Origin of the sequence: Mycobacterium zoologicum, from assembly GCF_020181635.2 — a bacterium.
Lineage (GTDB): Bacteria > Actinomycetota > Actinomycetes > Mycobacteriales > Mycobacteriaceae > Mycobacterium > Mycobacterium zoologicum.
In genome coordinates, this window is sequence record NZ_JAYJJS010000029.1 from 1 (window position 1) to 12,911 (window position 12,911).

Sequence of the window (12,911 nt, forward strand, 5' to 3'; positions counted from 1 at the left end):
CGCCCACTTTCATGCCGCCCCACCGAGGGTCATCCACAGGTTCTGATCATTGCTCTCAGCAGGCGAGCACCCTGGCGGTGGTGGCCGACGGCCCTCGGGGTTCGATCACGTTGAACCGGGCGGACAAGCTCAATCCGCTGGGCGTGGTGACCCTGACCGAACTCGCCGATGCCGCACGCTGGTTCGACGCCCGTCCGCAGGTCAAGGTGGTGGTCGTCGCCGGCAACGGTCGAGCGTTCAGCGCCGGCGCTGACCTGGCCGCGTTCACCGGAGCCGGGCCCGGATCGGTGACCCCGCGAGATGCCGCCGACGCGGGGAGACGGATGGCCGATGCGGTCGAGGCCATGACCGCGGTGACGGTGGCCCGCCTGCACGGGCACTGTGTCGGCGGTGGAGTGGTGCTGGCCGCCGCCTGCGATCTGCGAGTGGCCGCCGACACGACGCGATTCTCCATTCCCGAAGTCGATCTCGGCATTCCACTGGCCTGGGGCGGCATCCCACGGCTGGTGCGAGAGATCGGCCCGGCGCTGACCAAGGAATTGGTGATGACCTGCCGGCCGTTCGGACCGGCCGAGGCCAAGGCGGCCGGTTTTCTCAACCGGGTGGTGCCCGAGCCGGATCTCGATGCCGAGGTCGAAGACCTGGTGCGCCAACTGCTCACCAAGTCGGCGCTCACCCTGACCGCCACCAAGCGTCACACCAACGCGGTCACCGAGGGCATGGTGGCCACAGCCCGCTGTTGGAGCGACGCCGACAGTCTGGTCACGGCTTTGCTCGACCCCGAATCCCGTGACGCCGCAACGGCGTATCTGACCCGCCACAGCGCACGTAGAGGAGAGTCGCAATGACCGATCAGGCGCCGCGGGGCTTAAGCGGCCCGGACACACTGTGCCAGGCGTTCCAGCGCATGGCGGCCGTCGATCCGGACGCGGTCGCGCTGCGCACGGTCGGTGGCACTCAGACGTTGACCTGGCGGGAGTACGCCGCCCAGGTCCGTCAGGTGGCGGCGGGCCTGGCGGGGCTGGGGGTGCGTCGCGGCGACACCGTCTCGTTGATGATGGGCAACCGGGTCGAGTTCTATCCACTCGAAGTCGGCGCCCAGCACGTCGGTGCCACCTCGTTCTCGGTGTACAACACCCTGCCAGCCGAGCAACTGACCTACCTGTTCGGCAATGCCGGCACCAAACTGGTGATCTGCGAAGAGCAATACGTCGAACGCATCCGGGCCAGCGGAGCTGCCATCGAACACATCGTCTGCATCGACGGGCACCCCGAGGGCACCCTGTCCGTCGAAGAACTGCTGGCAGCCGCTGATCCGGACTTCGACTTCGACGCCAGCTGGCGCGCGGTGCGGCCCGACGACATCGTTACGCTGATCTACACCTCCGGGACCACCGGCACCCCCAAGGGGGTGGAGATGACCCACACCAATCTGCTGTTCGAGGCCGCGGCTCTCGACGGCGTACTCGGGGTGCAATTCGGGGACCGCATCACCTCCTATCTGCCCTCGGCGCACATCGCCGACCGGACCATGGCGCTCTACAACCAGGAGGTGTTCGGCGTCCAGGTCACCACCGTTCCCGAGGCGCCCGCCATCGGTGCGGCACTGGCCGATGTGCGGCCGACCATCTGGGCTGCCGTGCCCCGGGTCTGGGAGAAGCTCAAGGCCGCAATCGAACTCGCGGTCACAGGCGAGCCGGACGAGTTGCGCCGCGCCGCCCTGCAATGGGCGTTGGGGGTCGCGGCCCAGCGGGGCGCGGCGATGCTCGCCCACCAGGAGCCGTCCGCGGAACTCGCGGCGGAATGGGCGACCGCCGACGAACGGGTGCTGTCCGCGCTGCGGGCGAAGATCGGGCTGGACGAACTGCGCTGGGCGGTCTCGGGTGCCGCACCCATACCGGGCGAAACCCTGAGCTTCTTCGCCGGGATCGGGATTCCGATCGCCGAGGTGTGGGGCATGTCCGAGCTCAGTTGTGCCGCTTCGTCGATGCATCCGAGGGAGGGACGTCTGGGAACGGTCGGAAAGCTGTTGCCGGGCCTGGAGTCCCGGATCGCCGATGACGGCGAGTTCCTGGTGCGTGGTCCGTTGGTGATGCGGGGCTATCGCAAGGAGCCGGCCAAGACCGCCGAGGCGATCGATGCCGACGGTTGGCTGCACACCGGCGACATCCTGAAACAAGATGCCGAGGGCTATCTGCGGGTGGTGGACCGCAAGAAGGAACTGATCATCAACGCCGGCGGAAAGAACATGTCGCCGGCCAACATTGAGAACGCCATCCTCGGCGCGTGCCCGTTGATCGGGGCGATGGTCACCATCGGCGACGGCCGGCCGTACAACACCGCGCTGATGGTGTTCGACGCCGAGTCGGTGGCGCCGCATGCCGCTGCGCTCGGGTTGCAAGAGGCGACGCCGGCTGCGCTGGCGGCCGACCCGACGGTGATCGCACGGATAGCCGCCGGGGTGGCCGAGGGAAACACCAAACTCTCCCGGGTCGAACAGATCAAGCGCTTCCAGGTCCTGCCCACGCTGTGGGAGCCCGGCGGTGACGAGGTGACGTTGACCATGAAGCTCAAGCGCCGGCCCATCGCCGCGAAGTACGCCGAGGAGATCGAGGAACTCTACGCCGCCGAGCCGAGTCCGCGCGTCCACGAACCGAGTACCACCGGCGCCGCGCCGTCGACGGTGGCCGTGGGATAGGGGACTGCCACGGCACCAACCATTTTCACCTTCGGTCACGGCACCGCCGATGCGGCCGAGATCACCACACTGCTGACCGGTGCCGGTGTTCGGAACCTGGTCGACGTCCGCACCGCACCGGGAAGCCGACACAATCCCGAGAGCACCCGCGAGGCCATGGCGAACTGGTTGCCGCAGGCCGGAATCGGCTACCGGTGGGAGCCGCGGCTGGGTGGGTGGCGGCGGGCCACGAAGGACAGTCCGGATGTGGGGCTGCGCAATGATTCGTTTCGCGGGTATGCCGGTTATATGCGCTCGCCCGAGTTCCGGGCCGCGGTGGACGAACTGCTGGCGGGCGCGGCCACCGAACAGACGTCGGTGATGTGCGCCGAGACGGTGTGGTGGCGCTGCCACCGCAGGTTGATCGCCGACTATCTGACCCTGGTCCGCGGGATCGAAGTACGCCACCTGATGCACGACGGAAAACTGCGGGAGCACCGGCCCACGGACGAGGCCCGCGTCGACGGCGACGTGTTGGTGTACGACGGTTGAGAGTTGCCTGGCCTACCGCCGCGGCGGCTGCACGGCCCCCAGCCCGAGCCACACCGCGGTGCAGGCCGCGGCCGCGGACAACACCGCGGCCGAAGCGCTGGCGGTGAGGAGCCCGACCCCCAGCAGCGTGATCAGCCCGACGACCAGCGCGACCAGCTTGTACAGCGGCCACGGCACACCCGCGATCGGCACCTGCTGCCGGGGGCGATGGACGGTGGTCATGACGTTGACGGTAGTCGATAACGAATTGTTTGGCCACCCGAAACCCACTGGACACGCCGCCGAATCGGGCGGGCGAGCTAGGCTGGCGGAATGCCACTGAGCGGAGAATACGCACCCGGAACATTGGATTGGGCCCGCAAGAACGCCGAGCAGATCATGGCGTCCGGCGGCACCGAGGGCACCGAGATGCGTGGTATGCGGGTGATCCTGCTGACCAGCGTCGGTGCCAAGACCGGGAAGCTGCGCAAGACGCCGCTGATGCGGGTGGAGCACGACGGCCAGTACGCCATCGTCGCCTCGCTCGGCGGGGCCCCGAAGAACCCGGTCTGGTACTACAACGTCGTCAAGAACCCGCGGGTCGAGCTGCAGGACGGCACCGTCACCGGCGACTACGAGGCACGCGAGGTATTCGGCGATGAGAAGGCGCAGTGGTGGGAGCGCGCGGTGGCGGCCTACCCCGACTACGCCGACTACCAGACGAAGACCGACCGGCAGATCCCGGTGTTCGTGCTGACCCCGGTGGGCTGAACCCGCAGCTGGGTGGCACCATATTGCGGTGTCCGCCGAATTGCGCTCGAACCGAAGTCGCCCCGCGAACGGCCCGTTGACAGCGGCCGACATCGACGCGGCGGCCACGCGGATCGCCGGCGTGGTGGCACCCACCCCACTGCAGCACAGCGACCGGTTGTCGCAGATCACCGGTGCCAACGTCTACCTCAAGCGCGAGGACCTGATGTCGGTGCGGTCCTACAAGCTGCGCGGCGCCTACAACCTGCTGGTCCAGCTGACCGAGGCGGAGTTGGCCGCCGGTGTGGTGTGCTCGTCGGCCGGCAATCACGCGCAGGGCTTCGCCTATGCCTGCCGGTCATTGGGTGTCCACGGCAGGGTTTACGTACCCGCCAAGACGCCCAAGCAGAAGCGCGACCGGATCCGCTTCCACGGCGGTGACTTCATCGAGCTGATCGTCTGCGGGGCCACCTACGACATGGCGGCCGAGGCCGCGCTGGACGACGTCGCCCGCACCGGCGCCACTCTGGTGCCGCCCTATGACGACCTGCGCACCATGGCCGGTCAGGGCACCATCGCCGTCGAGCTGCTCGACCAACTCGGCGGCGAGCCGGATCTGGTGATCGTTCCGGTCGGCGGCGGGGGCTGCATCTCCGGGATCACCTCGTATCTGGCCGAGCGCACCGCCAACACCGCCGTGCTGGGGATCGAGCCGGCCGGGGCCGCGGCGATGATGGCCGCATTGAGCACCGGTGAGCTGGTGACCCTGGATCACGTCGACCAATTCGTCGACGGTGCGGCCGTCAAGCGGGCCGGGGCGCTGCCGTTCGAGGTGCTCTCAGCAGCCGGCGACATGGTGTCGGTGGCCACCGTCGACGAGGGTGCGGTGTGCACCGCGATGCTCGACCTCTACCAGAACGAGGGCATCATCGCCGAGCCGGCGGGCGCGTTGTCAGTGGCCGGTCTGATGGAGGCCGACATCACGCCGGGCTCGACGGTGGTCTGTCTGATCTCCGGCGGCAACAACGACGTGTCACGCTACGGCGAGGTGCTGGAACGTTCGCTGGTGCACCTGGGCCTCAAGCACTACTTCCTGGTCGACTTCCCCCAGGAGCCGGGCGCTCTGCGGCGATTCCTCGACGAGGTGCTCGGTCCCAACGACGACATCACCTTGTTCGAGTACGTCAAGCGCAACAACCGGGAGACCGGCGAGGCGCTGGTCGGCGTGCAACTGGGGTCGGCGGCCGATCTGGACGGTCTGCTGGCCCGGATGCGCTCCTCGCACATCCACGTCGAAACCCTGGCGCCGGGGTCGCCGGCGTACCGCTATCTGCTCTGAAGCCAGCGCAATCCCGGCGGATGAATTCTCATCTCAATGGCTTCCGACCTGCTGGCCAGTCGACGCCGCCAGCTGGTCGGGCGTCGGTCCGGGCCGGTCGTAGGCACTGTCGATGAGCGGGCGCTGTTCGGCGTCGAGCCGGTCGGCCTCCGCGCTGCGCCCCGACTTTCGCAACCCGATGTTCAAAGGCAGTTGCTGGGTCGGGATCAAGACCGTGGTGATGTTGCCTCGAGTTCGTACCACGTTGGCCGGATCGTCGAGGCGGGCGTTCACATAGTCGTGAATGGTGCCCGCGCCCGCCTGGGCGTTCTGCAGGGCCAGCCGGTAGTGGGGGGAGGCCTTGTTGGTAGGAGCGTCACTCCACCCGTCGTATTCCCGGGCCACCAGCGTGACCGGGTTCGCGATGTCGGCGGGAACGCCCTGCCCGGCGGCGACGAGCTCGTCATTGCGCGCAAACGTGTCACCCAGCAACACGAACCGCACCCCGGGCGGGGGAGTATGCCGAGCCAGGTAGAGCGAGATCACCTGCGAACCGAGACTGAACCCGAGCACGGTGTCACCGGCGCGCAACGGCGCATTGGCTATCGCCGCTGCTCCTTCGTCATTGTGGAGTCCATCAGCGGGGTAGGGCACCTTGACACAGGGACATAACCTACCGCCCAACTGCTTCTGGGTCACCGACATCGAAACGCCCATGACGCCGTCGAAGTCGAACGATTCGACTGTGTAGGTAATGCCGGCCCCGCGGGCCGGAGCGGGATGCAACACCATTGCCACGGTGATGCTCGCCATCACCGCCAATCCCTTGCCTAAGCCATTCACCGCTCACCGGCCCTGCCGTATCAGATGTTGAATACTGTGAACGCAAACTACCGCCTGATCAGCCAGGTTACCCGGAGCAACACGAGACCGGGCCGGGCTATAACGCCCGTCAGCTGTCGACAGCCGGCAGAACGGGGAACCGCGCACTCAGGCATCAGTGCGTTCGAGCAGGACACCGGGCAACTCGGCGAACAACTCCGCCGCCGGAGCCGTCCCAGACCACCGCCGGCCGGTGAGTCGGTCGATCCAGTTCCCGAGTGGCAGCGTGATTACGGTTTCGCCCCAACCGATTTCGCCCAGGCGGACCGTCCAACGAGTGACCGCCACCAGTACGTCGTCACCGCGCCGGAATGCCACGACGTGCTCGGCGGCCGGGCCGTCGGCGATCACCGGTCGGTAACCGCCGCGCAGAAACGTCTCCGGTTTGTCGCGGCGCAACCGCAGGGCAGCGTGCACGATCCGCATCTTCGGATGCTGCAGGACGGTCAGTTCGGCACGGCGGGCCGCGAAGTCGACCGGGCGCCGGTTGTCCGGATCGGTCAGGCTGTCGTCGAACAACTCGGTGCCCTGATAGACGTCGGGCACTCCGGGCACGGTGAGCGCCAGGATTTTCTGGGCCAGCGCATCGCTTTCCGCGTGCCGCCGGAGTCTGCCGATCATCGCGGTGATCTCGTCGGCGACCGGGCCGTCGAGCACCACGTCGAGCCAGTCGGCGAGCGCCTTCTCGAACGCGGTGTCTGGCCGCTGCCAGGAGCTGCATCGCGCGGCTTCGCGCACCGCCTTACGCGCATAGGTGTGCAGCCGGGCGCGCAGGGCTTCGGTGACGATCCCGTCCGTCGGCCACACCCCGAAGATGTTCTGCCACAGGAACAGTCCCGTCGCGGTATCGGGGCATGGGATCGCGGACTGCCAGCCTGCTACGGATTCGGTCCACCGGCCAGGCACCTGCGAGAGCACTCCGATCCGGGCCCGGACGTCCTCGCCGCGCTGGGTGTCGTGGGTCGAGATCGTGCTCATCGCCAGCGGCCAGGCTTGCGCACGTTCGGCCAGGGCGGTATGGAACTCGGTTGCGCTGCAGCCGAACCGGTGCGGGTCGCCGCCGAACTCGTTCAGCGACACCAGCCGAGCATCACGGTGAAACGCCCACCCCTCGATTCCGGTCGCCGTCGCGGCGACACACAGCTGCGCAAGCCTGACCGCAGCCGGGCCCCGTGCTGCCACCGCGGTACGGATGATCGCCAGTTCCGAGGCCAATTCCGGTGCCGCCGAGATTGTTTCGGCCAGGACGGTACGCAGCACCGATTCGGTCACCGGGTAGTCGCTGCGATACACCCCGACCCGGCCGATCAGGGCCGCCAGCGCGGCAGCCAGTCGGGGCGAGTCTTGCCCGGTGGCGGCGGTGACAGCGCGCCGCAGCCGCTGCAGGTCGTTGTCGAGGGCGGCGGCGGCCGCGGTTCGCAGCGCGATAGCGACCGGTGCGGGGCCGGCCAGCGCGGTCAGCGCCGGTGCACCCCTGGGGTCGACGAAGACCCCACCGATGAGGCGCAGGATGTCGTAGCCGGTGCTTCCGGCCACCGGCAGGGAGGGCTCGAGCGGCTCATCGACCGCCAGGATCTTCTCGACGACGATCCATGCCTGCGGCCCGATCAGAGCCCGCAATCGGTGCAGGTAGCCGACCGGATCGGACAAACCGTCGAGGTGATCGACGCGTACCCCGTCCACCAGACCTTCATCGAACCAGCGCGCCACCTCCCGGTGCGTCGCGGCGAAGACACGTTCGTCTTCCTGCGCAAGTGCGGCCAGCGAGTTGATCGCCAGGAACCGGCGGTAGCCGCACCGGCCGTCGCGCCAGCACGTCAGCCGATAATGCTGGCGCGCATAGACCTGCGGTGCGGTTCCCGCCCCGGTGTCGGGGCTGATCGGCAGAGCGAGGCCGCCCAGGCGCAGCACGTCGCCGTCGACGCTCAACCCGGCCAGGTCATCCTCGGATTCCAGCACCGGCAGCACGATCTTGCCGGCGCCCAGATCCCAGTCGATGTCGAAGAAGTCGGCGAACCCTGAGTCCCGCCCGTGTCGCAGCACATCCCACCACCACGGGTTCTGCTCGGCAACCTCGATTCCGGCATGGTTGGGCACGATGTCGACGATCAGGCCCATGCCCCGGGCGCGGGTAGCCCTGGACAGTCGGCGCAGACCGTCGATTCCGCCGAGTTCGGCGGACACCGTGGTGGGGTCGGTGACGTCGTAGCCATGCGCGGACCCGCGTACCGGGGTCAGGATCGGCGACAGGTACAGATGCGAAACCCCGAGTGCGTCAAGGTAGTCCAGGAGTTCTTCGGCGTCTGCGAAGGTGAACCCGAAGCCACTGTCCGGCCCGCGCAGTTGCAGCCGATAGGTCGACACCGGCTTGCCCGACAGAGCCATGGGCTCACCGGCTCTTCTGCAGGATCATCAGCGAGCGTGGCCCTACCGGTATCGCCTGGCCCGCCTGCACCGTCAGTGCGGACCTGCCGGCGGCGTCGGCGGTGTCGATCACCGCGGCCCAGTCCCGGGCGTACTCGGTGTTGGGGGTGACGAACTGCACGGTTGTCTCACCGGCGTTGAAGCACAACAGGAATGAGTCGTCGACGATGCGTCTGCCGCGGGCGTCCGGTTCGGGCAGTGCCTCGCCGTTGAGGAAGACCATCACGCAGCGGCCGAACTCGCTGTCCCAGTCCTGTCGGGTCATCTCGTGCCCGGTCGGCGTCAGCCAAGCGATGTCGCGCACCTCGTCACCGCCGCGGATCGGCTTGCCCTGCAGGAACCGGCGTCGGCGGAACACCGGGTGTGCGGTGCGTAGCGCGGTCAACGTCCGGGTGAATCTCAGCAGATCGGCGTTGGTCTCGGCCAGTGACCAGTCCATCCAGGACAGTTCGGAGTCCTGGCAGTAGACGTTGTTGTTGCCGTGCTGGGTGCGGCCCACCTCGTCGCCGTGCATGATCATCGGAGTGCCCTGGCTGACCAGCAGGGTGGCCATGATGTTTCGGATCTGGCGGGCCCGCAACGCGATTACGGTGGGGTCGTTGGTCGGGCCCTCGACCCCGCAGTTCCACGACCGGTTGTAACTCTCGCCGTCGCGGTTGTCCTCACCGTTGGCCTCGTTGTGTTTCTGGTTGTAGGACACCAGATCGGTCAGGGTGAAGCCGTCATGGCAGGTGACGAAATTGATGCTGGCACTGGGGCGCCGGCCGGTGGCCTCATACAGGTCTGACGAGCCGGTCAGCCGGGAACCGAACTCGCCAAGGGTTTCTCGTTCACCGCGCCAGTAGTCGCGCACGGTGTCGCGGTACTTGCCGTTCCACTCTGTCCACAGCCCGGGGAAGTTGCCCACCTGGTAGCCGCCCTCGCCGACGTCCCACGGCTCGGCGATCAGCTTGACCTGGCTGACCACCGGATCCTGTTGCACCAGATCGAAGAACGCCGAGAGTCGATCGACGTCGTGCAGCTCCCGGGCCAGGGTGGACGCCAGATCGAAACGGAAGCCATCGACGTGCATCTCGGTCACCCAATAGCGCAGTGAGTCCATGATCAGCTGCAGGGTGTGCGGATGCCGCGCGTTGAGACTGTTTCCGGTTCCGGTGTAGTCGGTGTAGAACCGCTTGTCGCCTTCGGTCAGCCGGTAGTAGGCGGCGTTGTCGATACCCCGGAAGTTCAGTGTCGGGCCCAGGTGATGCCCTTCGGCGGTGTGGTTGTAGACCACGTCGAGGATCACCTCGATGCCGGCCTGGTGGAAGGCCCGCACCATCGCCTTGAACTCCGGCACCGCGCCGCCGGGCGCGCGACTGGCGGCGTACTGATTGTGCGGGGCGAAGAAGCCGAATGTGTTGTACCCCCAGTAGTTACGCAGGCCCAACTGCAGCAGCCGGTGGTCGTGTAGGAACTGGTGGACGGGCATCAGCTCGATCGCGGTCACGTTCAGCGACTTGAGGTGATCGATGATCACCGGGTGCGCCAGCCCGGCGTAGGTGCCGCGCGACTCGTCGGGGATGGCCGGATGCGTCTGCGTCATGCCCTTGACGTGGGCCTCGTAGATGATCGTCTCGTGATACGGGGTACGCGGTGAACGGTCGCTGGCCCAGTCGAAGAACGGGTTGATCACCACGCTGGTCATGGTGTGGCCCAACGAGTCCAGCGCCGGGGGAGGCCTGCCGCTGCCCGGGCCGTCCGGGTCGGCCAGATCGTAGGAGAACAGCGCGGGCCCGAAGTCGAACTCACCGTTGAACGCCTTGCCGTACGGGTCCAGCAGCAGCTTGCTCGGATCGCAGCGGTGTCCGGCGGTGGGTTCGAACGGCCCGTGCACCCGGAATCCGTAGTGCTGGCCGGGTCCGATTCCGGGCAGGTAGGCATGCCATACGTAGCCGTCGACTTCGTCGAGGCGTATCCGGGTCTCGGTGTTGTCGATCAGGCACAGCTCGACCTGCTCGGCGACTTCGGAGAACACCGCGAAGTTGGTTCCGGCGCCGTCGTATACGGCACCGAGCGGATAGCTCTGCCCGGGCCAGACGGTGGGCTCGGCCGCGCTCACCACCATCCGGTGGCGGTACCCATCTGTCGGCCCAGTTCGCCGGTCATGGTGCGCATGTAGGTCGCCGACAGGTGATGAGAATCGTGATAGACCAGCACGTTGCCCTCGATGGCTCGGCAGATCTCCTTGTCGCAGACCGCATCCGAGAGGTCCAGCGGCTTGAGCAACGGGAACCGGGCGACGAAGTCCAGGGTCGGGTTGCGGTCGACGAGCACTTCGGAGCGTTTGATGCCGCAGGACTCCGCGTCACCGCCGGAGGCCAGGCAGTCGGCCGGCTGGAACGGGTCGCCGTCACGCACCAACCACGGGGTGTCGCGCACGCCGAGGATCGGAATGTGGTGGTCCGACAGCTTCTTCCAGATCCCGATGTAGGTTCCGGGCATCACATCGCCGGGTTTGATGTTCCACGGCCGGGTGGCGGTGGTGAACACGAAGTCCGGGTGGTCGGCGACCAGCTTGTCCATCGTCTTGCCCACCCACTGGTAGCACTGCGGGTAGGGGGCGTTGTTGCCCATGATCAGCGGGACCTTCTCGGTGGACAGCGGGCAGCCCATCTTGAGGTAGGTGACCACCTTGAAGTGGTGCCGCTGACCGAGGATGTCCAGTGCGGGCAGCCAGTGTTCGGCGTGCGAACCGCCGGCCAGCGCGACGGTACGGGTGGCTTCGGGGTCGCCATAGGTGCAGTTGATCAGCTCCGGGTCGGTGAAGGTGCTGATGCAGCCGTCCCGGGTCGAGCGCGGCAGGTCCTTCTTGGCCTCCAGGATGGTGGGCCGCATCCGAAGCTTGGGAACCCGCTGATGCTTGATCAGGGCGCGGGCACCCGGGTAGTCGTCCTTGCTGAGCTTGACCAGTTCCTTGCCGCTGGCGCGCTGGACGGTCACGTGCTCACGCCAGGTGAACGACGTCGCGGTCAGCGCCACGCCCAGCAGCACCACCGTCGAGCCCAACGCCATCGTCGGGCGTCGCCACCAGCCGGGCGACGGCTTGCGCCATGGAATGCTCAGCACCGGCGTCGGGCCCGGCCCGGCTGGGGCGCGGTAGCGCAGCGGGTCCTCGACCAGCCGAGTGGTCAGGTAGGCCAGTACACCCGAGACCGCCAGGATGGCTGCGCCCTCGGCCACCGAGGCGTGTTTGTGACCGGTGTAGGACAGCCAGAAGATCAGCAGCGGCCAGTGCCACAGGTACAGCGAATAGGCCATCGCGCCGAGCGTGACCAGCGGTCCGGCGGCCAGCCAGCGGTTCGGCCATGGCAGTTTGCCGTTGGTGCTCGGGTGCGCGTGCCGGTTGGCCCCGGCCAGGATGAAGGCCACGGTGGCACCGACCGGAACAAGCGCCCAGGGCCCCGGGAACTCCTTGACGCCTTCGATCAGCGCGCCGCAGCTCAGGATCGCTGCCAGTGCCACGGTGCCGACGACGCTCCGCAGCCACATCGGCCACCGGATGTAGGGGACCAGGGCTCCGGCCAGCGCACCGAGCAGCAGCTCCCAGGCGCGGGCGAAACTGTTGTAGTAGGCCAGAGGCTGGTTGGCCTGGTGCGCGACGATCGCGTACCAGAACGACGCCACCGTCAGTGCCGTGATGAGCACCACGAAGGCGGACCGCAGGTGGGTGCGCAGCGGGCGTCGCAACAGGAACGCGAAACCGAAGATCAGCAGCAGGAAGCTCAGGTAGAACTGGCCCTGCACCGACATCGACCAGATGTGCTGCAGCGGGCTGACCGCTTCACCGGCGCGCAGGTAATCCGAAGCGGTGCTGGCCAACTCCCAGTTCTGGTAGTAGCCCAGGCTGGCCAGGCTCTGGTCGGCGAAGGTCTCCCAGCGGGTCTGCGGCTGGATCCAGATCGTGAGTCCCGCGCACGCCGCCAGCACCACCACCAGCGCGGGCAGCAGCCGGCGCACCAGCCGGATCAGGTCCGGTATCGGTGACAGCGACGACGCCGGGTTCAGCGCAACCCGCAGCAGCTTGCCGCCGAAGAAGAACCCCGACAGCGCCAGGAAGACGTCGACACCGCCGGACACCCGTCCGAACCAGACGTGGAACATCGCCACCAACGCGATCGCGATCCCGCGCAGCCCGTCGAGGTCGTGTCGGTAGAAACCCTCCTTGCGGGTACCCATCGCGGCCGCCGACGCGGACGTCGGAACCGACCCGGATGCGGGTCCCGCAACAGGTGTTACCGCCGGTCGAGGCGGGGCCAGGGCAATCATGATCGCCCGACAATCTACCTA

At 67.6% G+C, this 12,911-nt stretch carries 10 protein-coding genes; 5 read left to right on the forward strand and 5 right to left on the reverse strand.

What is annotated here, in order from left to right:
• The first annotated feature begins 80 nt into the window (after positions 1–80).
• From K6T84_RS19335 to K6T84_RS19345, 3 genes are all read left to right on the forward strand, one after another.
• On the forward strand, positions 81–848 hold the full coding sequence (locus tag K6T84_RS19335; RefSeq protein ID WP_225400122.1) for an enoyl-CoA hydratase/isomerase family protein: 768 nt from the start codon (positions 81–83) through the stop codon (positions 846–848).
• Positions 845–2,698, forward strand: coding sequence for a fatty acid--CoA ligase FadD11 (fadD11, locus tag K6T84_RS19340; protein WP_225400121.1), 1,854 nt, complete (start codon positions 845–847; stop codon positions 2,696–2,698). The genes K6T84_RS19335 and fadD11 overlap by 4 nt, the downstream gene beginning before the upstream one ends.
• Before the next feature lie 96 nt (positions 2,699–2,794).
• On the forward strand, positions 2,795–3,229 hold the full coding sequence (locus K6T84_RS19345) for a DUF488 domain-containing protein (protein ID WP_408066146.1): 435 nt from the start codon (positions 2,795–2,797) through the stop codon (positions 3,227–3,229).
• A 12-nt stretch (positions 3,230–3,241) separates the two neighbouring features.
• On the opposite strand, the gene K6T84_RS19350 is transcribed toward K6T84_RS19345, so the two are convergent.
• On the reverse strand, positions 3,242–3,451 hold the full coding sequence (locus K6T84_RS19350; RefSeq protein ID WP_224860431.1) for a hypothetical protein: 210 nt from the start codon (positions 3,449–3,451) through the stop codon (positions 3,242–3,244).
• A gap of 90 nt (positions 3,452–3,541) precedes the next feature.
• Here K6T84_RS19350 and K6T84_RS19355 point away from each other — a divergent pair, with 90 nt between their 5' ends.
• Both K6T84_RS19355 and ilvA read left to right on the forward strand, forming a co-directional pair.
• Positions 3,542–3,979: a nitroreductase family deazaflavin-dependent oxidoreductase gene (locus K6T84_RS19355; protein ID WP_224860429.1), complete on the forward strand. Its 438-nt coding sequence runs from the start codon at positions 3,542–3,544 to the stop codon at positions 3,977–3,979.
• 28 nt (positions 3,980–4,007) lie between these two features.
• The gene (gene ilvA, locus K6T84_RS19360) at positions 4,008–5,297 is read left to right on the forward strand and encodes a threonine ammonia-lyase IlvA (protein WP_224860427.1); all 1,290 of its coding nucleotides are present in this window, start codon (positions 4,008–4,010) and stop codon (positions 5,295–5,297) included.
• 33 nt (positions 5,298–5,330) lie between these two features.
• Here the strand turns inward: ilvA and K6T84_RS19365 are convergent, their stop codons facing one another.
• From K6T84_RS19365 to sucT, 4 genes are all read right to left on the reverse strand, one after another.
• On the reverse strand, positions 5,331–6,089 hold the full coding sequence (locus K6T84_RS19365; RefSeq protein ID WP_225400120.1) for a PE-PPE domain-containing protein: 759 nt from the start codon (positions 6,087–6,089) through the stop codon (positions 5,331–5,333).
• Positions 6,090–6,266: 177 nt separating this feature from the next.
• Entirely contained in the window at positions 6,267–8,543 is a 2,277-nt protein-coding gene (gene treY, locus K6T84_RS19370; protein WP_224860423.1) for a malto-oligosyltrehalose synthase, read from the reverse strand.
• Between the two features lie 4 nt (positions 8,544–8,547).
• Complete coding sequence (gene glgX / locus K6T84_RS19375) at positions 8,548–10,689, reverse strand: glycogen debranching protein GlgX (protein ID WP_224860421.1); 2,142 nt, start codon at positions 10,687–10,689, stop codon at positions 8,548–8,550.
• On the reverse strand, positions 10,680–12,890 hold the full coding sequence (gene sucT, locus K6T84_RS19380) for an acetyltransferase SucT (protein ID WP_224860419.1): 2,211 nt from the start codon (positions 12,888–12,890) through the stop codon (positions 10,680–10,682). The genes glgX and sucT overlap by 10 nt, the downstream gene beginning before the upstream one ends.
• Positions 12,891–12,911 lie beyond the last annotated feature (21 nt).

Excerpts from the sequence above, each read along its gene's own strand:
- fadD11 (WP_225400121.1), top strand. The coding sequence starts at position 845 with ATGACCGATCAGGCGCCGCGGGGCTTAAGCGGCCCGGACACACTGTGC.
- K6T84_RS19350 (WP_224860431.1), bottom strand. The coding sequence starts at position 3,451 with ATGACCACCGTCCATCGCCCCCGGCAGCAGGTGCCGATCGCGGGTGTG.
- K6T84_RS19355 (WP_224860429.1), top strand. The coding sequence starts at position 3,542 with ATGCCACTGAGCGGAGAATACGCACCCGGAACATTGGATTGGGCCCGC.
- K6T84_RS19365 (WP_225400120.1), bottom strand. The coding sequence starts at position 6,089 with ATGGCGAGCATCACCGTGGCAATGGTGTTGCATCCCGCTCCGGCCCGC.
- treY (WP_224860423.1), bottom strand. The coding sequence starts at position 8,543 with ATGGCTCTGTCGGGCAAGCCGGTGTCGACCTATCGGCTGCAACTGCGC.
- glgX (WP_224860421.1), bottom strand. The coding sequence starts at position 10,689 with ATGGTGGTGAGCGCGGCCGAGCCCACCGTCTGGCCCGGGCAGAGCTAT.
- sucT (WP_224860419.1), bottom strand. The coding sequence starts at position 12,890 with ATGATTGCCCTGGCCCCGCCTCGACCGGCGGTAACACCTGTTGCGGGA.